The 19,741-nt window shown below is 70.7% G+C and carries 15 protein-coding genes; 4 read left to right on the top strand and 11 right to left on the bottom strand.

Annotation, left to right across the window (positions count from 1 at the left end):
- Positions 1-287 precede the first annotated feature (287 nt).
- Together ACAM26_RS12610 and ACAM26_RS12605 are read left to right on the top strand one after the other, a co-directional pair.
- Positions 288-1,880 (top strand): diguanylate cyclase, encoded by a 1,593-nt coding sequence (locus ACAM26_RS12610; RefSeq protein WP_369613815.1) that lies wholly within the window; start codon positions 288-290, stop codon positions 1,878-1,880.
- A gap of 10 nt (positions 1,881-1,890) precedes the next feature.
- Positions 1,891-3,585 carry a diguanylate cyclase gene (locus tag ACAM26_RS12605; protein WP_369613814.1) on the top strand — a complete coding sequence of 565 codons (1,695 nt, stop codon included), beginning with the start codon at positions 1,891-1,893 and terminating at the stop codon, positions 3,583-3,585.
- Here ACAM26_RS12605 and ACAM26_RS12600 read toward each other — a convergent pair.
- From ACAM26_RS12600 to ACAM26_RS12570, 7 genes are all read right to left on the bottom strand, one after another.
- Entirely contained in the window at positions 3,558-3,794 is a 237-nt protein-coding gene (locus tag ACAM26_RS12600; protein ID WP_123140502.1) for a thioredoxin family protein, read from the bottom strand. The genes ACAM26_RS12605 and ACAM26_RS12600 overlap by 28 nt on opposite strands.
- A gap of 10 nt (positions 3,795-3,804) precedes the next feature.
- Positions 3,805-4,758 (bottom strand): permease, encoded by a 954-nt coding sequence (locus ACAM26_RS12595; protein WP_369613813.1) that lies wholly within the window; start codon positions 4,756-4,758, stop codon positions 3,805-3,807.
- Positions 4,759-4,986: 228 nt separating this feature from the next.
- Complete coding sequence (gene arsB, locus ACAM26_RS12590; RefSeq protein WP_369613812.1) at positions 4,987-6,069, bottom strand: ACR3 family arsenite efflux transporter; 1,083 nt, start codon at positions 6,067-6,069, stop codon at positions 4,987-4,989.
- A gap of 3 nt (positions 6,070-6,072) precedes the next feature.
- Complete coding sequence (locus ACAM26_RS12585; RefSeq protein WP_369613811.1) at positions 6,073-6,510, bottom strand: arsenate reductase ArsC; 438 nt, start codon at positions 6,508-6,510, stop codon at positions 6,073-6,075.
- A gap of 196 nt (positions 6,511-6,706) precedes the next feature.
- The gene (locus tag ACAM26_RS12580; RefSeq protein ID WP_062271342.1) at positions 6,707-7,060 is read right to left on the bottom strand and encodes a metalloregulator ArsR/SmtB family transcription factor; all 354 of its coding nucleotides are present in this window, start codon (positions 7,058-7,060) and stop codon (positions 6,707-6,709) included.
- A gap of 68 nt (positions 7,061-7,128) precedes the next feature.
- Positions 7,129-10,668 carry an ATP-binding protein gene (locus ACAM26_RS12575; protein ID WP_369613810.1) on the bottom strand — a complete coding sequence of 1,180 codons (3,540 nt, stop codon included), beginning with the start codon at positions 10,666-10,668 and terminating at the stop codon, positions 7,129-7,131.
- 406 nt (positions 10,669-11,074) lie between these two features.
- The gene (locus tag ACAM26_RS12570) at positions 11,075-13,084 is read right to left on the bottom strand and encodes an acetoacetate--CoA ligase (RefSeq protein WP_369613809.1); all 2,010 of its coding nucleotides are present in this window, start codon (positions 13,082-13,084) and stop codon (positions 11,075-11,077) included.
- A 163-nt stretch (positions 13,085-13,247) separates the two neighbouring features.
- On the opposite strand from ACAM26_RS12570, the gene ACAM26_RS12565 reads away from it, so the two are divergent.
- Positions 13,248-14,510: a hypothetical protein gene (locus ACAM26_RS12565; RefSeq protein ID WP_369613808.1), complete on the top strand. Its 1,263-nt coding sequence runs from the start codon at positions 13,248-13,250 to the stop codon at positions 14,508-14,510.
- 84 nt (positions 14,511-14,594) lie between these two features.
- A complete protein-coding gene (locus tag ACAM26_RS12560) occupies positions 14,595-15,434 on the top strand; it encodes a class I SAM-dependent methyltransferase (protein ID WP_369613807.1) in 840 nt (279 codons plus the stop codon).
- Positions 15,435-15,447: 13 nt separating this feature from the next.
- Here the strand turns inward: ACAM26_RS12560 and ACAM26_RS12555 are convergent, their stop codons facing one another.
- The 4 genes from ACAM26_RS12555 to ACAM26_RS12540 form a co-directional block, all read right to left on the bottom strand.
- Entirely contained in the window at positions 15,448-16,338 is an 891-nt protein-coding gene (locus tag ACAM26_RS12555) for a hydroxymethylglutaryl-CoA lyase (protein WP_132230155.1), read from the bottom strand.
- Positions 16,335-16,808, bottom strand: coding sequence for a MaoC family dehydratase (locus ACAM26_RS12550; RefSeq protein ID WP_123140511.1), 474 nt, complete (start codon positions 16,806-16,808; stop codon positions 16,335-16,337). The genes ACAM26_RS12555 and ACAM26_RS12550 overlap by 4 nt, the downstream gene beginning before the upstream one ends.
- Positions 16,809-16,872: 64 nt before the next feature.
- Complete coding sequence (locus tag ACAM26_RS12545) at positions 16,873-18,885, bottom strand: acetyl-CoA carboxylase biotin carboxylase subunit (protein WP_369613806.1); 2,013 nt, start codon at positions 18,883-18,885, stop codon at positions 16,873-16,875.
- A 30-nt stretch (positions 18,886-18,915) separates the two neighbouring features.
- Positions 18,916-19,716 carry an enoyl-CoA hydratase-related protein gene (locus tag ACAM26_RS12540; RefSeq protein WP_123140513.1) on the bottom strand — a complete coding sequence of 267 codons (801 nt, stop codon included), beginning with the start codon at positions 19,714-19,716 and terminating at the stop codon, positions 18,916-18,918.
- Positions 19,717-19,741: the final 25 nt, after the last annotated feature.

The following is a 19,741-nucleotide window of genomic DNA, read 5'->3' as shown; positions in this document are numbered from 1 at the left end:
CCGGGCGGACGGCGCCACGCGGCGCCGTCCGCCCGCTGTTCGTCTGGCGTCGGCCTCTTCCGTCGTGCCGCGCGCCCGGCCTCGGGGTCGGACGCGATCTCCCGTCTCCCGCGCGCCGGGACCATCCCTCGGCGCGCGTTGGCTGCGGCGAAACCGGCCCCATCATCAACTGCCGATCACCACCGTTTCGGCGGGACCGGAGTACGGGGCGCCAGGGGAGTCGCAAGCATGTCTGTCAGCAGGGATCGTCTTGTCGTCTCGCCTCTCGCCGCGCCTCCGGGGAACGGATGAGCGGGCGCGGGTTCTGGCGGCTGTATCTGCCGCTGGCCCTGGGGCTGGTGGCACTGCTGGTGCTGGTGTGGGGGTGGAGCGTGCGCCAGATGCACCGCGAGCTCGATGAGACGGCGCGGGCCGGGGTCGACGAACTGGTGCGGCTGATCGAGAACAAGCTCGACCATGTCGCGATCGATACGCTGACGCTGGCGCGCCAGCACATCGTGCAGCGCTATCTCGATACCGGCGACCGCGACTGGCTGCCGCTGATCGCCGCCGAACTGACCAACCGCATCCACTATGCCCGGCGCTATCAGAAGATCCGGCTGATCGACGAGACCGGGCACGAGGTGGTGCGTGTCGAGTCGCTCGCCGGCGAGATCCTGACCATCCCCGAGGAGGAACTGCAGGACAAGGCCGATCGTTACTATGTCGAGGCGACGCTGGGGCTCGAGCCCGGCGAGCTCTATGTCTCGCCGCTCGATCTCGGCATCGAGAACGGCGAGGTGCTGTTGCCCTTCCTGCCGCTGCTGCGGGTGGGGACCCCGGTGTTCGACAGCGCCGGGCGCGGTCGCGGGATGATCGTCATCAGTTATCGCGCCGGTCATCTGCTCGAGCGCCTCGAGGACTTCGGGCGCGCCGGTCCCATCCGCCCGATGCTGATCAACTGCGCCGGTTACTGGCTGCTGGCCCCGCAGCGCGGGATGGCCTGGGGTTTCATGGTCGAGGGGCGCGCCGAGCAGCGGATGCAGGTGCGCTACCCGGAGGCCTGGGCGCGGATGCAGCATCACCCGCTCGGGTTGATCCGCACCGCCGACGGCACCTTCGTCTATCGTGACGTGGTGCCGCTGCAGAGCAGCTATCCGGTCTACTCGGCGCTGTGCGCGCGACGCGACGATGCGGTCTCGCCGAACCTGCTGCGCTGGCACGTGGCCGCTTTCATCGCGCGCGAGCGCTATGTGCGCGCGGCGCTGACGCCGACGCTGGTGATCGCCGGGCTGGGCGTGCTGTTGCTGCTGGTCCTGGCCTTGGCGGTGCGCGCGACCGTGGCGTTGCGCGCCGATCGACGCGCGCGCATCGACCTTCTGCAGCGCCAGGCGCGCACCGACGCCCTCACCGGGCTGGCCAATCGCACCGCCTTCGAGGAGCGCACCGATCTCGAGATCGCGCGCGCGGCGCGCCACCACCGCCGCTTCGCCCTCTGCCTGCTCGACCTCGACGGCTTCAAGGCGGTCAACGACAGCCAGGGGCATCTGGTCGGCGACGAGGTGCTGCGTTTCGTCGCCGCCGTCCTCGTGCGTCATCTGCGCACCGGCTCCGATGATCTCGCCAGCCGCTTCGGCGGCGATGAGTTCGGGCTGTTGCTGTGCGAACTCCCCGAGGAGGTCGAACAGGTGCAGACGATCCTTGCCGATCTCTGTCGTCGCATCGCCGCCGGCGACTGGGGCGTGACGGCGAGCATCGGCGTCGCGCTCTATCCGGACCATGCCACCAACCGGGTCGGGTTGCTGCGCGCGGCCGATGTCGCCATGTATCGCGCCAAGGAGCGCGGCAAGAATCGCATCGTGCTCGCCGGCGAGCATGACCAGGGCGCGCCGGCGCGCTGAGGGGGAATCGATGCGGACATTCGCGCAGCACAGCCCGCGGACGTCGGAGTCCGCCACCGACCGCGCCGACGGCGACGGCGAACGCGCGCCGCTCTCGGCGCGGTGGCTGTTCCTGTTGACCTACGCGCTGCTCGCCGGGGTGCTGGTCGTGCTGTTGGTGCTGGTGTGGCAGTGGCAGGTCGATAGCCTGTCTCGCGAGCTCGACGCCACGGCGATCGCCAGCGTGGAGGAGCAGGAGCGGTTGCTCGAGAACAAGCTCGACTATGTGGTCTCCGATGTGCTGACACTCTCGCGCCAGAACGAGCTGCAGCGCTATCTCGAGGGCGGCGACGAGGCGCTGCTCGATCGCATCGCGCGCGAATACGCCGCGCGGCTGCGCTACTCCGGGCTGTATCAACAGATCCGTCTGCTCGACGCGCGCGGTCGCGAGCGGGTGCGGGTCGAACTCGACGCCGAGGGCACGCCGCGGATCATTATCGCCGGACGCGGCGCGGAGACCTGGTTCGATACGGCCGCACTCGCGCTGAACGCCAACGAGATCTATGTCTCGGCGTTGGACCTCGACGTCGCCGAGGGCCGGATCGCGCGCCCCTTCGTGCCGATCCTGCGCCTGGCGACCCCGGTGATCGACGCCGCCGGGCGCAATCGCGGGCTGGTCGTCATCCACTATCTCGCCGGGCGGCTGCTGGAGCGGCTCGAGGATGTCGGCCGGGGCAACCCCACGCAGCCGATGCTGGTCAACTGCGAGGGGTATTGGCTGCTCGCGCCGGAGGCAGAGATGCGCTGGGGGTTCATGCTGCCCGAGCGCGCGCGCCAACGGATGCAGGTGCGCTTCCCTCGGGTGTGGCAAGAGATGGCGCGGGTCGATCGGGGCGAGGTGCGTACCGCCGCCGGGTTCTTCGCCTTTCACCGCGTCGAGCCGCTGCGCGTCGACTATCCGGTGCACTCGGCGCCCTGCGGTGGCGGGGCGACGATGAGCGAGGCGGTCCTGCCGTTGCAGTGGTACACCCTGGCCTTCGTCCCGCGTGCGCTCTATGAGCGCGCGGCGATGACGCCGACGGTGGTCATCGGGCTACTTGGGCTGTTGTTGCTTGGGGTGCTCGCCGCTGCGGTGCAGGCGATGGTCGCGCTCTACGACAACCGGCGCGCGCAGTTGCTTCAGCTCGAGCGGATGGCGCGTACCGACGCGCTCACCGGGATGGCCAACCGCATCGCCTTCGAGGAGCGCGCCACGCTCGAGATCGAGCGCGCCGCGCGCCACCGGCGCTGTTTCGCGCTCTGCGTGATCGATCTCGACGGCTTCAAGGCGATCAACGATACCCAGGGCCACCTGGCCGGCGACGCGGTACTGCGCTTCGTCGCCGAGGTGCTGGTGGGGCAGTTGCGCACCACCTCGGGCGATCTTGCCGGGCGCATCGGCGGCGATGAGTTCGGGCTGCTGCTGAGCGAACTGCCCGACCCCGAGACGGCGCGCGCGATCCTCGAGGACATCCGCCGGCGGATCGCCGCGGGCGACTGGGAGGGGCAACGGGTCTCGGCGAGCATCGGCGTGGCGCTCTATCCGCACGACGCCGACCATCTCACCGGGCTGTTCCAGCTCGCCGACGCGGCCATGTACCGGGCCAAGTCGGCGGGCAAGGATCGAGTGATGTTCGCCGGCGCGCCGCCCCGGGCCGGTCAGCCCGAGACCCAGGCGCGCACCTGATCGGCCCGCGGTACGCCGCCGCTGTGTACCACCTCGCCGTCGAGCACCACGCCGGGCGTCGACATGACGCCGTAGCCGAGGATCTCGGCCATGTCGGTGACCTTCTCCAGCGCGATCTCGACGCCCGCTTCGGCGGCGGCGCGCGCGATCGCCTCGGCCGTGACCTCGCAGTTGCGGCAGCCGCCGCCCAGCACCTTGAACGTCTTCATGTGTGTCTCCTCATGCGATCAGATTGAAGCCCCACCCGACCAGGGTGAAGGCGACGGCCAGCACCGTGGCGAACAGCGCCAGGGCCGGCCAGCGGATGACCTTGCGCAGGATCAGCAGCTCCGGCAGCGACAGCGCCGCAACACTCATCATCAGTGCCAGGGTGGTGCCGATCGCCACGCCCTTGGTCAGCATCGCCTCGGCCACCGGGATGACGCCGGTGGCGTTGGCATAGAGCGGGATGCCCAGCAGCACCGCCGCCGGCACACTGAACCAGTCGTCCCCGCCGAGGTGCTCGGTCACCCAGCCGGCGGGGACGAAGCCGTGGAAGAGAGCGCCGACACCGATGCCGAGCAGCACCCAGCGCCAGATCCGCCCGACGATCTCGCGTACCTCGCCGAGCGCGTAGCGGTGACGCCCGCGCAGGCTGGTATCGGGCTCGGCCCTGGCCGTCTCGCCCATGCGGATTTTCCACACATAGTCCTCGACCCAGCGTTCGGGCCGGAAGGCCTGCATGGCGAGGCCGCCGAACCAGGCCACGAGCAGCCCGGCGAGCACATAGAGCGCCGCGAGCTTCCAGCCCAGGACGCCGACCAGGATGACGGCGGCGACCTCGTTGATCATCGGGCTGGCGATGAGAAAGGAGAAGGTCACCCCGAGCGGGATGCCGGCCTCGACGAAGCCGATGAACAGCGGCACCGACGAGCACGAGCAGAAGGGCGTCACCGCGCCCAGGGTGACGGCCATGCCGCGCGCCTGCCAGTCCGGTCGGCCGCGCACGAAGGCGCGCACCCGCTCCGGGGACAACATGGCGCGCAACAGCCCCATGACATAGATCACCAACACCAGCAGGACGAAGATCTTGGCCACGTCCATGACGAAGAACTGCACCGCCGCGCCGCCGCGCGAGGCCGGCTCCAGCCCGAGCAGGCCGAAGGCGACCAGATCACCGAGTTGCTCAAACATGGGTGCCTGCTCCCGGTGAGCGGTGGGGATGGATATGGGGAGAGATGTTCATGCCTGTCTCTGAATGTGAAGAAAGGAACCACCAGGACCCGCTTGTCCGTCGTCGTCGGTCATGCGCGCCAGTCCCGCCACCGCAGGCTATAAGCTGGTCGCTGGCGGCTGGCGGCTGGCGGCTGGCGGCTGGCGGCTGGCGGCTGGCGGCTGGCGGCTGGCGGCTGGCAGCTGGCGTCACGACCGCACCCGTGCCCCGCGCTCGTACCAGCCCCGGGTGCGGTTGACCACCCGCACCACCAGCAGCATCACCGGCACCTCGATCAGCACCCCGACCACGGTCGCGAGCGCGGCGCCGGACTCGAAGCCGAACAGCGCGATGGCCGCGGCGACGGCCAGCTCGAAGAAGTTGGAGGCGCCGATCAGCGCCGAGGGACAGGCGACGCTGTGACGCTCGCCGACGGCGCGATTGAGCCAGTAGGCCAGCGCCGAGTTGAAGAAGACCTGGATGAGGATCGGCACCGCCAGCAGCAGGATGATCAGCGGCGCGTCGATGATCGCCTGTCCCTGGAAGGCGAACAGCAGCACCAGGGTGGCGAGCAGCGCGAGGATCGAGGCGTGGCCGAGGGTCTCGAGAGTGGCCTCGAAACGCGCGCTGCCGTGGCGCAGCAGTCGGCGCCGCCACCACTGGGCGATGATCACCGGCACCACGATATAGAGCGCCACCGAGGTCAGCAGCGTCTCCCAGGGCACCAGGATCGACGACAGCCCCAGCAGCAGCCCGACGATGGGGGCGAAGGCGAACACCATGATGGCGTCGTTGAGCGCCACCTGCGAGAGGGTGAAGTAGGGATCGCCCCCGGTCAGCCGGCTCCACACGAAGACCATCGCGGTGCAGGGCGCGGCGGCGAGCAGGATGAGCCCGGCGACATAGGCGTCGAGCTGCTCGGCCGGCAGCCAGGGCGCGAACAGCTCGCGGATGAACAGCCAGGCGAGCAGCGCCATGGAGAAGGGCTTGACCGTCCAGTTGACGAACAGGGTGACGCCGATGCCGCGCCAGTGCGCGCGCACCTGATGGAGGGCGCCGAAGTCGATCTTCATCAGCATCGGGATGATCATCACCCAGATCAGCAGACCCACCGGGATGTTGACCCGGGCGACCTCCAGTCCGCCGAGAAACTGGAAGGGCGCCGGCGCCCATTGTCCGAGCCCGATGCCGATGAGGATGCAGAGCCCGACCCAGAGGGTCAGACCGCGCTCAAAGAGGCTCATCGGCGCGCCGCTCGCCTGTGTGGTGGAGACCTCGCACTGTACCGACATGACTTACTCCGATGCTGGCGTGATGGTGAGCCCCAGCGCCTCGGCCACCGCCGGCACCAGGCGCGCGCGGATCTGGTCGCGGACGGCGATGAAGGCGTCCAGCGGCTCGCCGTGGGGGTCGTGGAAGGGGAGGTGGAGCCGGGGAACCGGGCGCGGGAAGATCGGGCACTGCTCGCGGGCGTTGTCGCAGACGCTGACCACCAGGTCGAAGGGCAGGTCGAGCAGGGTGTCGACCGCCTTGGGATGGAGCCCCGCGGTCGGCAGCCCGGCCTCGGCGAGCGCGGCGATGGCCCCCGCGGCGACCCGGGGCTGTGGCCGGGTGCCGGCGGAGCGCGCGCGCACCCGACCGGCGAGATCGTGATTGAGCAGCACCTCGGCCATCTGCGAGCGGCAGGCGTTGCCGGTACAGAGCACGAGCACGGTCTTGGCGGTGGCGTTCATGCAGGGATCCTCGATCTGATCCTTGATGTCCGGTGTCGGGCGGGTGTCATGGCGGTTGGGGCGTGCGATCGCGGTTTCTTGATCTATGGAAAACCATATATTTGGTTTTTTGTATATTACGGCGCGAACCTCGCCCGTCCCCGACTGCGATAACTGAGGTGGCTATCGGTGGCGATTCGATGCCTGTCGGTGCCAGTCAGGCGCAGCGCGGTGCCGAGGGGCGCCCCGGCATACTCGCCAGGCTGGCGGCGTCACTGCTGAAGGGAGCCTGTCCGCGCACCGCCGCGGCGGTCTCGTCGAGCACCCGGCACGCCCAGTCGGGGAGCGCCGGGTGGACGCGGTAGTAGACCCAGAGCCCGGCGCGCCGGTCGGCGACCAGCCCCAGCTCGCGCAGCTGGGCGAGGTGGCGCGAGACGTGTGGCTGCGCCGAGCCGGTGGCGTGGGTCAGCTCGCAGACGCACAGCTCGCCCTGTTCGCGCAACAGCACCAGGCAACGCAGTCGGGTGTCGTTGGCCAGGGCGGCGAAGAGATCCGTCGGCTTGAGGTTCATGGGCTTTAATATATGGTTTTCGGTATATTTGTAAAGCCATATTTTACCCGCTTTCGCCGGATGGCGGCTCAGGCGCGCGCCTCGAGGTCGAGTCCCAGTCGCGCCGCCAGCGCCCGCGCGGCCGTCTCGCCGCCGCTGGCGTCGAACTCCTCGATCGCGGTCTGCAACGGGGCGATGTCCTCGCTCGGCAGAGAGCCCGCGAGTTCGGTCACGGCGGGCTTGGCGGCGATGATGTCGAGGTCGGCGAAGGCCGCGAGCGCGGTGCGCAGGAGTGGCGCGAGGGTCGCCGGGGCGGGGGCCGTCTTGTCGCGCTCCGGTGACGGCCGGGATGAGCGCGCGGACGGTTCCTGGGAGACATAGCGGGCGATGGAGTCGAGCGCGGTCGCGAGCGCCGCCTGCAAGGCCGTGGTCGCCGCGGCGAGCGCCGCCTGCGCGTGTCGGTCGCCGGTCAGCCGCTCGATCTTGCCGGCGCAGGCGGCGACCTCGGTGAGTCCGAGGTTTCCGGCGACGCCGTGGAGACGATGGGCCAGCCGCAGTGCGGTCTCCGGGTCGGCCTCGGCGATCCGTCGTGCGGTATCGCCGTGCTCGCGGGCGAACTTGTCCAGATAGCGTCGATAGGTCCCGGCATCCTTCCACGCCGCCAGGCTGTGGTCGAGAGCGAGCCCGGGGAGGTCCTGTGGGGACGGCATGGTGTTCGACGCGTGCCCGCCGCCCGATGTCTCGGGAATGTGCTCCCTGATCGTGGGTCGCCGCTCGCCCGTTGCCTGCACCGTGCGCCGGATGATGCAGACCGCCTCCTCGACGTCGAAGGGCTTGGAGATGAAGGCATCCATCCCCGCCTCCCGGGCCGAGACCTGCTGTGCGGCCATGGCCCCGGCGGTGAGCGCGATCACCGGAACGCCGGCGAGCGCCGGGATGCGACGGATCCGGCGCGTCGCCTCGTGTCCGTCCATGCGCGGCATCTGCACGTCCATCAGGACCGCGTCGATCGTCTCCGGTCGTGTCATCAGATGGTCGAGCGCCTCCTCGCCGTCGCTCGCCACGCTGACCCGTGCGCCCTCGTCGAGGAAGATGCGCGAGGCCACCTCGCGATTGATCTCGCTGTCGTCGACGATCAGCAGGTGCAGCCCGGCGAGTCGCCGTGGGCGAGGCGTGTGCAGGGGCGTCTCGGTCAGGCCGCAGTGTCTGCCCCGGACCCGTGCGACCGCCTCGCGAAACGGCGAGGGGGCGAGCGGCTTGACGAGCATGGCGTCGACCAGGTGCGCATCGGGGGCCGTGCGCGCCTGCTCGAGCGGGTGTGGGGTGAGGGCAAACAGCAGCGGTCGGCGCGTCTCGGGCAGCGCCTCGCGGATCGCTCGCGCGGTGCTCGGGTCATGATCCGCGGCGACCGACCGGTTGATCAGCACGACCGCTTGCGGACCCTGGAGCGAGGGTTCCTCGACGATCCGTCGCAGTGCCGTCCCGGCGCAGCTCACCGCGTGCCCCGACCAGCCCAGGGCGGTGACCGTGGCCAGCAGGCCGTCGCGCACGCGGGCATCGTCGGCGACCACCAGCACCCGCACCGGTGCCGCCGCCGGGGCGTCCGAGCCCTGCTCGACGAGACGCTCGAAGGGGAGTTCGAACCAGAAGGTGCTGCCCGCCCCGGGTCTGCTCTCGAGCCCTACGCGGCCGTCCATCAGCTCGACCATTCGGCGCGAGATCATCAGCCCCAGGCCGGAGCCGCCGAAGCGACGGGTGGTGGAGACATCGGCCTGGGTGAAGGGCTGGAACAGCCGTGCCTGGGTCGCGGCGTCGATGCCGATGCCGGTGTCCTTGACCGCAAAGCGCAGCCAGATGTGTTGTTCGTCGGTCTCGATGGGGTCGATGCGGACCTCGATCACGCCACTGTCGGTGAACTTGATGGCGTTGTTGGTAAGGTTGATCAGCACCTGCCCCAGACGCAGCGGATCGCCACGCAATGGCCAGTCACAGCAGTGCGGTGGGGCGATGACGAGCTCGAGCGTCTTGCCCCGCTCCCGGGCGGTGGCGGCCATCAGGGTAGCGAGGTTGTCGATCACCGTCACCAGTCGGAAGGGCACCCGCTCGATCTCGATCTTGCCCGACTCGATCTTGGAGACGTCGAGGACGTCGTTGAGGATGGTCAGCAGACTCTGGCCGGAGTGGTGGATCTTGCGTGCCAGATCGTGCGCCTCGTCGGGCAGATCCCGACTCTCCAGCAGATAGGCGAGACCGAGCACCGCATTCAGCGGGGTGCGGATCTCGTGGCTGATGTTGGCGAGGAAGGCCGACTTGGTGCGGGTGGCCGCCTCGGCCTGTTCCTTGGCCAGGGTCAGCTCGCGGGTGCGCGCCTCGACCAGTCGTTCCAGCCCGGTCTGGTGTTCGCGCAACGCTGCTTGTAGTCGGGTGCGCTCGGTGATGTCGCGGATCACGCTGATCAGGGTGTCGATCGCGCCGACCCGCGCCCCCTGGGAGCTGACCTCGACGGGGAAGGTGCTGCCGTCACGACGCCGGTGCTCGGTCTCGAACAGCAACCCCTGGGCGTGGGCCTCGGCCATCTGCGCCGGTAGGATGGCCTGAGTGCTGGAGGCGCGCAGATCATGGACGGTCATGCCCAGCAGCTCCGCGCGGGAGTAGCCGTAGCTCGCGACCGCAGCATCGTTGACCTCCAGCAGCCGACCGTCCTCGCGGCGGATGAACAGAATGATGTCGCGGCTGTGGCGGGCGAGCAGCTCGAAGCGGCGCAGCGTCTCCTCGGTCCGGCGACGTCGCGCGATATGGCGGGCCAGCGAGGCGGCGATTCGCTTCGCCCGGATCGACTGGCTCATCGTTCCCGCGACCGCCAGGGCCATGGCCAGCCCGAAGATCAGCATCAGGGTGGCGGCGCGGTCGCTGGTCTCGATCGGGTAACGCACCTGCAGCGCCAGCCAGAGGATCAGGGTGAAGGTCGAGAGCAGGATGGCGATGACGACGATGATCCAGCCCTGATCGCGGGCGCGTCGGCCTTGTACCAGGGCCATGCAGCCACCGCCCATCACCACCAGGGCGATGGCGGTATGCGGTGCCATCACGGTGAAGTGGTCGTGGCCGTAGGCTGCCGGGATGTCGAGGGCGTAACCGAGCAACGCGACCGCGCCCAGTCCGGCAAGGACCCCGGCGAGAACCCCGGCGAGTCGCCAGCGCCACGGCTTGGCACCGGTGAGCAGCAGGATGATGGCGCCGCAGAGCACCAGGGACAGGGCGGTGTTGGGCGCCATCCTGCCGGGGACCGGGGTCGCTACCGTGATGTCGTGCTCCATCAGCAGCTGATCGATGCCGAGATCGAGCTGCAGGGTGTCCTGGAGCAGGGTCAGTGCGCCGATCAGTGCGATCGCCAGGGCCAGCCCCGAGGCCGTGCGCCGGCGCCCCTCGAGGAGTGCCCACAGCCCGGCGCCGGACAGCGCGAGCCCCAGCGCGGTGTTGTACTGCATCGGTACCAGATGGGGCTGGAGCTGGATGAGCGGCGCCAGCTTCAGGTGCCAGCCGAAGATGACCGCCCCTCCCAGGGCCATGACCAGGATGAAGGCCAGGCGGGCGAGAGGCTCCAGATGGTCCGGCTTGGTCTGTGGCATGCGTTGTATCCCTTGCAGTGCCGAGGTCCGGATCGCACCGGTGTGCCGGTCTCGCGGCCGCGGTGACGGCGGGCGGGGAGTGTTTCCTGGCGGGTGCGCGGCGGCGAGCCCGGGGAGCTGCGTTGTCTGCGCAGACCTCGCCTCGTCGCGCCGCGTATCGGGGTGTCGAGAATCCGTCCGCGCCAGAGCCCTGTTGCCCCTGTGATCTCGTGACTCTCGCCGACGGTGACATCCCTCTCTCCCGACGGGTACCAGTGAGAGACTATGGCCGGATCGGTGGGACACAAGGCGTTTGTGTCGGCGCTGCCATGCTCGGTGGCGGCGTGCCGGGCCGGGGGAGGGCGCCGGTCCCGGGCGTCAGGCGGCACCGCCGCGGGTCATGGCGGTGCCGCTGGCGCGACCCGCCTCAGAGTGCTGCGGCGGGGGTGTCGGCCCGCTGCGGCGCCGGCACGGCGAGCACCGCGGCGATCTCGGCGAGCGCCTCGGGGTTGGCCAGGGCGTGGGCGTTGTCGCCGCCCGTCTCCCCCCGGAGCATGCGCGCGACCGCCAGCTCCACCTTCTTGCCGCTGCGGGTGTAGGGCACCTGGGAGACGGCGAGGATGCGCGCCGGGACGTGGCGCGGACTGGCGTTGGCGCGGATGCGCTGGCGGATGGTCTGGATCATCGCGGCATCGAGCGCGTGACCCTCGGCCATCACCACCAGCAGCAGCACCTCGACGTCGCCGTCGGGCAGGGGCGCGCCGACCACCAGGCTGTCGGCGATCTCGGGCAGGGTCTCGACCTGGCGATAGAGCTCGGCGGTGCCGATACGCACCCCGCCGGGGTTGAGCGTGGCGTCGGCGCGGCCGTGGATGATGGCGCCGCCGTGCGCGGTGAACTCGACGAAATCACCATGCGCCCAGACCCCGGGAAAGCGGCTGAAATAGGCGTCGCGATAGCGGCTGCCGTCGGCGTCGTCCCAGAACCCCACCGGCATGCACGGCAGCGGGCCGAGACAGACCAGCTCGCCGCGCGCGCCCTCGGTGTCGCGCCCCTCGGGATCGAAGGCGCGCACGTCGACGCCGAGCAGCCGACAGGGGATCTCGCCGCGACGTACCGCCACCAGCGGGCTGCCGCCGACGAAGCAGCCGCAGATATCGGTGCCGCCGGAGATCGAGCTGAGCATCAGTCCGCGCCCGACCCTCTCGTAGACCCAGTCGTAGTCCTCGGCGAGCAACGGTGAGCCGGTGGAGAAGAGCACGCGCAGCGCCGCGAGATCGTGCTCGGCGCCCGGGGTCAGCCCCTGTTTGCGACAGTTGCCGAGATACTTGGCGCTGGTGCCGAAGTGGCTCACCCGCTCCTGCGCCAGCAGTGCCCACAGCCGCTCGAGCGAGGGCTGCGCCGGCGAGCCGTCGTAGAGCACCAGCCGTGCCCCGGTGAGCAGCGCCGAGGCCATCCAGTTCCACATCATCCAGCCGGTGGTGGTGAAGTAGCAGAGGCTGTCGCCGGGGCCGAGGTCGGCGTGCAGCAGCAGCTCCTTGCTGTGGTTGAGCAGCATCCCCGCGGCGCCGTGGACGATGCACTTGGGCACCCCGGTGGTGCCCGAGGAGTAGAGGATATAGACCGGGTGGTCGGGCGGCAGCTGGACGAACTCGGGGAGGGCGCCGACGTGCGCGGCCAGGGCCTGCTCCCAGGGGACGAAGACCGGATCGTCGGGGTGCGCGCTCCCGGGCAGCAGGGCGATCGAGAGCACTCGCTCCAGCCCCGGCAGCGCCGCGGCGAGGGCGCGGTTCTGCGCGCCGCGGTCGTGGTCGCGGCCCTGATAGCGGTAGCCGGTGACCGCCAGCAGCACCTTGGGGCGGATCTGGCCGAAGCGATCGAGGATCGCGGCGGTGCCGAAGTCCGGCGAGGCTGAACTCCAGATCGCCCCCAGCCCGGTGGTGGCGAGCATCGCCACCAGCGCCTCGTGGGTATTGGCGACCACCCCGGCGACCCGGTCGCCGACGCCGACGCCCTGGGCGCGCAGCCAGCCCTGCAGGGCGCCGACCTGGGCGAGCAGGGCGCCGCGCCCGAGCCGCACGGTCGCGCGCGATTCGCCGACCTCGGTCACGCACTCCTGGCTATCGGGGTGGCGCAGGGCGTGACGCAGCAGGTTCTCGGCGAAATTGAGCCGTGCGCCCTCGAACCAGCCGCGCGGCGGCAGTCCGGGGTCGGCCAGCACCCGGGTGTAGCCGCGCGAGGCGATCACCCCGCTGAAACGCCACAGGCTCTCCCAGAACGCCTCGGTCTGGGTGATCGACCACTGGTGCAGTGCCCCATAGTCGCTGAAGCTGCCGTAGCCCTCGCGCGCGAGCCAGTCGCGATAGCGTGCCATGGCGCTGTCGTTGAGCGCATGCGCATCCGGTTGCCAGAGGATCTCCGCCCGTTCCGTCGTCATTGCCTCGACCTCCCTGTAGGATCATCGATCGCGAGTATTAACGTTTACGTTAACAAGATCAATAGTTGACGTTCGCGTAAACGTAATTTAGCGTGTGCGCCGTCCGTGGAGACAGCTACGGACCACGATAAGCACAACGAGAGAGATTGCAGGAGGCATCCGAATGGGCATCAGACCCGCCAGACTCGCCGCGCTGCTCGGCCTATTGGCCGCGCCCGCCGCACAGGCCATCGAGCGTGCCGTCGAATACGACTTCAGCGGTGACTTCGACGTCCGCACCTTCAACCGCGATCCCGGCGTCGGCGACACCCAGAGCGGCTTCGAGCAGCGGCTGCGGCTGCGCGGCAGCCTCACCCTCGACGACCGGGTGAGCCTCCATGCCGGGGTCAACCTCACCAACGACACCTGGCGCGGTGACGAGTCCGCCAAGGCGGTCGAGGACGAGGAGCCCTTCACCATCGGGCGTACCCACCGCACCGTCACCTTCGACTACGGCTATGTCGAGTTGCCCTTCGACGACTGGAAGCTGCGCGTCGGCCGCCAGATCGCCAACTGGAACTTCGACATGACCGTCTCCGACGATCGCCGTGACCGCATCATGCTGCTCGGTCCGGTGGGCGAGGACATCACCTTCGTCATCGGCGGCGACCAGCGCCAGAACACCACCTACGACGACCGGCTCGACGACGGCTATCTGGTCTTCTCCGGGTTCGTCGGCAAGACCGCCGGCTGGTCCTGGGGGGCGCTGCTCGGCCACTACATCGGCGACGACGAGCGCGCCTTCGACGGCAGCTACCAGCCCGGCTATTTCTACACCCCGCGCAGCGGCACCCTGGTCTCGCCCTGGGCCCAGGGCAGGCTCGGCCCGGTCGAGATCACCACCGGTGCGCACTATCTCGGCGGCGGCGATGCGATCTTCACCAACAACACCTTCGCCGGCTTCCTGCGCGGCGGCTATCAGGCCACGCCCGAGCTGCTGTTCGAGGCCCAGGGCTTCTTCAACCTCGGCGGTTCGCTGATCGAGCCCGGCTTCGACAGCTTCTCCAGCCTCATCCACAACAGCCCGCGTCACAACGCCTCGGCCACCCGCATCCCGGCGCTCGATCTGACCGGCGTGGGCAAGGGCGATCGCGAACTCGGCGGCATCGACCAGGACTTCGACCGCTATCTGCTGGCGCTGCGCGGCAGCTACAGCCCGACCGACAAGTGGCGGCTGCAGCTGGCCGGGGGCTGGGTGCGCTACGACGGTCTGACCCGTGATCTCGACGAGGCCGAGGACGTGGTCTTCGGCGACGTCCAGCTGAGCTACCAGGTCACCCGCTCGACCCGGATCTGGGGCACCTACGGCTATGCCGCGACCTCGGACCTGATCCCGGGGGTGGACAGCGTCGACGCGCTGAGTCTCAATCTACGGACCGAGTTCTGAGTGTGGCCCCGACCCCGCCCGCGCGGGGCCGGGGGAGGCATCCGCCCCGGCCCTGGCCGGGGTGTTCATGGAGGAGCAGGATTCATGTCCCAATCGACCTATGCCCGTTCGCTCGCGGCGCGCTATGCGCCGGAGGATCTGCAACAGCGGTTGCGCGCGGCGCTGTGCGAGGAGGCGCTCGACCCCGACCGGCTCGACTGCGACGACATCGCCGCCATCGATCAGCTCCACGTCGGCGGGCGCGAGGCCAGCCGCCGGCTGCTCGAGCGCGCCGGGGTCGAGCCCGGCGCGCGGGTGCTCGATCTCGGTTGCGGCACCGGCGGCAGTGCCCGGTTGCTGATGGCCGAGTACGGTCTGCAGGTGACCGGGATCGACCTCACCGCCGGCTTCGTCGGGGTCGCCGACTGGCTCACCCGCGCCACCGGCATGGCCGCGTCGGGCGACTTCGTCTGCGGCGACGCCCAGCGTCTGCCGTTTACCGAGGGCGCCTTCGATCTGATCTGGGCGCAGCACGTGCTGCTCAACGTCCCCGACATGATGCGGGTGCTGCTCGAGGCGCAGCGGGTGCTGCGCCCCGGTGGCCGCATCCTGGTCCACGAGGTGGTCGCCGGCGACGCCGAGGACGCGCTGCGCTTCCCGGTGCCCTGGGCCGACAGCCCGCGCCACAGCCATCTGCTCGAGCGCGAGGCGCTGATCGAGCGCTTCACCGGCCACGGCTTCCGCGCCGCGTTCGTCGACGACATCACCGCCGACGGACTGCGTTGGCGCCAGAAGCACAGCGCGCGCGAGCGGCGTGACGGCGGCGGCGTGCTGGGACCGGCGCTGATCTTCGGCGAGGGCTTCGGCATCATGGCGAGCAACCTGATGGAGAACCTCGCCGCCGACCGCATCCGTATCCTCCAGGCCGGGTTCGTGCGGCGCTGAGCCGCGCGCGGCTTCAGTCGGCGGGGGCGAGGGCGCGCGCCAGGCGCGAGGGCGGGCGCCCGAGCCGCTCGCCGATCCAGCGCGCGGTCTCGACCAGCGCGGGGAGATCGACCCCGGTGTCGAAGCCGAGCCCGTGGAGCATGTAGACCACCTCCTCGGTGGCGACGTTGCCCGAGGCGCCGCGCGCGTAGGGACAGCCGCCGAGCCCGGCGACCGAGGCGTCGACGGTGCGTATCCCGGCCTCGATCACCGCGTGGAGGTTGGCCAGCGCCTGACCGTAGGTGTCGTGGAAGTGCGCCGCGAGCCGTGCCATCGGCACCCGCTCGGCCACCGTCTCGACCATCGCCCGCGCCTGTCCCGGGGTGCCGGTGCCGATGGTGTCGCCGAGCGAGATCTCGGCACAGCCGAGCGCGGCCAGCCGCTCGGCCACCCGCGCCACCGCCGCCGGCGCGATCGCGCCCTCGTAGGGACAGCCGAGGGCGCAGGAGACATAGCCGCGCACCGGGATGTCGAGGGTGCCGGCGCGTTCGATCACCGGGGCGAAGCGCGCCAGGCTCTCGTCGATGCCGCAGTTGATGTTGCGCCGGGTGAAGGACTCGGAGGCGGCGGTGAACACCGCGATCTCGCGCGCCCCGACCTCGAGCGCGCGCTCCAGCCCCTGGAGGTTGGGCACCAGCACCGGGTAGTGCATGCCCGGCGTCTGTTCGAGCGCGGCCAGCAGCTCGGCATGATCGGCCATCTGCGGCACCCAGCGCGGCGAGACGAAGGCGGTCGGCTCGATCCAGCGCAGCCCGGCGGCGGCGAGCCGCGCGATCAGCTCCAGCTTGACCGCGGTCGCGACCGCCGTGGGCTCGTTCTGCAGCCCGTCGCGCGGGCCGACCTCGACCACGCGCACCCGGCTCATGCCGCCGCCTCCGTGCCGCGGGCGCGCACCAGGATGCTCGGGCAGACCTCGAGCACCGCCTCGTCGTGCTGGTTGAAGGCGCGCCAGCGCACCCGGATCACCCCCCAGCCGGGGCGCGAGCGCGACGGGGTGTTCTCCAGCACCTCGATCTCCAGACGGATGGCGTCGCCCGGTCGCACCGCCTTGATGAAGCGGATGCCCTCGGCGCCGAGACCGATCTGGCCCTCGGCCAGGCGCATCGGCGAGCGGATCGCCAACCCGGTCATCACCGCGATGGTGTGCCAGCCGCTGGCCACCAGCCCGTCGAAGAAGGTGTGACGCGCCGCCGCCGGGTCGGTGTGATAGGGCTGGGGGTCGAACTCGCGACCGAAGCGGATGATCTCGGCCTCCTCCAGGATCACCGCCGCATCGTTGCGAAAGCGGGTGCCCGGGGGCAGGTCCTCCAGGTAATAGGTTGCGTGTTGTTCCATCGATACTGACTCCCTCGGGTTGATGGCGCGCGCGGTGACGCACGCCGCTGTCGCCGGACTCGGCTCAGTCGGTCACCGGCTCGCCGATCACCACCAGCTCGCTGCCCTCGGCGACCTGATCGCCCTCGCCATAGTGCACCGTCTCGACCACGCCGGCGGCACCGGCGCGGATCACCGTCTCCATCTTCATCGCCTCGAGCACCAGCAGCGCGTCGCCCTCGTCGACGTGCTCGCCGGGGCGGACGTGGACGGCGACGACGATGCCCGGCATCGGCGCGACCAGACGATTCTCCTCGTGGGCGTCGTCCATGCCGGCGGCGAGCGGGTTGTGGATCACCAGGGTGCGGGTCTCACCGGCCATCGCCACGGTCAGCTCGGCGCCGTCCTGCAGCACCCGCGCCTCGCTCTGGACCCCGTCGACGCGCAGCCGGATGTGACCCTCGGCGCCGAGCTGGCCGTCGACCGCGAGGGTCTCGCGCGGGGTCTCGAGCCGGAAGCCGTCGTCGCGATAGTGGGCGACCACGGTCAGGGTCTCGGCGCGCAGCGGGTCGATGAAGTGCAGGGTGCGGTGACAGTCGGTGTTGAGCCGCCAGCCGGAGGTCGCGTGCCAGGGCGAGTGGGGGTCGCTGGAGTCGGCCGCGCGCGCGCGCGCCTCGCGCTCGACGCCGAGCAGCTGGTGCAGGGTGGCGGCGGCGAGCATGCGACAGTCGGGGGCCGTCGGCGCGGCGAGCAGGGCGTCGCGGTGTTGCTCGATGAAGCCGGTGTCGAGTTGCGCGGCGGCGAAGGCCGGGTGCGCAGCGAGGCGTCCGAGCAGCCCGAGGTTGGTGCTGACCCCGACCACCACGAAGCCCTCGAGCGCCTGGCGCAGCCGCGCCAGCGCGCGCTCGCGGTCGCGGTCGTGGACGATCAGCTTGGCGATCATGGGGTCGTAGTGCACCGAGATGGTGTCGCCGGCGCGCACCCCGCTGTCGATGCGCACATGCGCGTCGGGCGGCGGCGTGAGCAGGTGGCGCAGGGTGCCGGTGGCGGGCATGAAGTCGCGCGCCGGGTCCTCGGCATAGACCCGCACCTCGAAGGCGTGGCCGTCGATCGTCAGCTCCGACTGGCGCCGCGGCAGCGGCTCGCCGGCGGCGACGGCCAGTTGCCAGGCGACCAGGTCGGTGCCGGTGATCGCCTCGGTGACCGGGTGCTCGACCTGCAGCCGGGTGTTCATCTCCATGAAGTAGCAGCGGCCCTCGGCGTCCATGATGAACTCCACGGTGCCGGCCCCGACATAGTCGATGGCGCGCGCCGCGGCGATCGCCGTCTCGCCGAGGTGCTGGCGCGCGCGTGCGTCGAGTCCGGGGGCCGGGGCCTCCTCGATCACCTTCTGGTGACGGCGCTGGATCGAGCAGTCGCGCTCGAACAGGTGCACCACCTCGCCGTGGCTGTCGGCGAACACCTGGACCTCGACGTGACGCGGCGTGAGCAGGTACTTCTCGATCAGCACCCGGTCGTCGCCGAAGGCCGAGCGCGCCTCGCGCCGGGCGGCGTCCAGCGCCTCGGCGAGGTCGGCCGGGTCGTCGACCCGGCGCATGCCCTTGCCGCCGCCACCGGCCGTGGCCTTGATCAGCACCGGATAGCCGATCTCCGCGGCCGCCGCCGCCAGGCGCTCGGACGACTGGTCGTCGCCGTGGTAGCCGGGCACCACCGGCACCCCGGCCTCGATCATGATCGCCTTGGCCGCCTGCTTCGAGCCCATCGCCTCGATCGCCGCCGGCGGCGGGCCGATGAACACCAGCCCGGCCTCGGCGCAGGCGCGGGCGAAGGCGGCGTTCTCGGCGAGGAAGCCGTAGCCGGGGTGGATCGCCTCGGCGCCGGCGCGGCGTGCCGCCTCGATGATGCGCGCGCCGTCGAGATAGCTCTCGCGCGCCGGTGCCGCGCCGATCGGCCAGGCCTCGTCGCACAGTGCGACGTGGCGGGCGTCGGCGTCGGCGGTGGAGTAGACGGCGACGGTGCGCACCCCGAGCGCGCGGCAGGTGCGGGCGATGCGGCAGGCGATCTCGCCGCGATTGGCGATCAGGATCTTGTCGAACATGTGCGGTTCCCTGCGTGGTTGGACGGGGCCTCAGCCGGCGGGCGTCGTGCGCCAGCGCGGCGCGCGCTTGTCGAGAAAAGCGCCGAGGCCCTCCTGCGCCTCGGCGCCGACACGGATGCGGGCGATGCGGCGCGCCGTCTCCTCGACCAGCTCGGGACCGATCGGCTGGCCGTGCACGCGCCGGATCAGCGTCTTGGCCGCGGCCATCGCCTCGGGGCCGTTGGCGGCGAGCGCGGCGGTGATCTCGGCGATGCGCGCATCGAGCGCGGCGAGGTCCGGGCTGATGCCGTGGAGCAGGCCGATGCGCTCGGCCTCGGCGGCGTCGAAGCGCTCGGCGGTGAGCATGTAGCGGCTGGCCTGACGTGGCCCGATGGCGGCGATCACATAGGGCGCGATCACCGCCGGGATCAGCCCGAGGCGCACCTCGGTGAGGGCGAAGGCGGCGTCGGCGGTGGCGAAGGCCAGGTCGCAGGCGGCCACCAGCCCCAGCCCGCCGCCGATCGCCGCGCCCTGCACCCGGGCGAGGGTCGGCTTGGCGAGTCGGTGGAGGGTCGAGAGCAGCGCGCCGAGGGCGCGGGCGTCGGCCTGGTTGGCGGGCTCGTCGTAGTCGGCCATGCGCCGCATCCAGTCGATGTCGGCACCGGCCGAGAAGCTCGCGCCCTCGCCGCCGAGCACCACGCAACGCACCCGCTGGTCGCGATCGAGGCCCTGCAGGGTCTCGGTCAGCTCGGCGATCAGGGCGTCGTCGAAGGCGTTGTGACGCTCGGGGCGGGCGAGGCGCAGCTGGGCCACGCCGGCCTCGATGCGCAGGCTGAGTCGGGTCTGTGGCATCGGGGTGGCTCCTGTGGGTGAATGC

This window comes from Marichromatium sp. PS1 (genome assembly GCF_041155115.1).
Classification (GTDB): Bacteria; Pseudomonadota; Gammaproteobacteria; order Chromatiales; family Chromatiaceae; genus Marichromatium; species Marichromatium gracile.
Note: the sequence above shows the minus strand (reverse complement) of the source record. Positions and strands in the feature narration are given on the sequence as shown.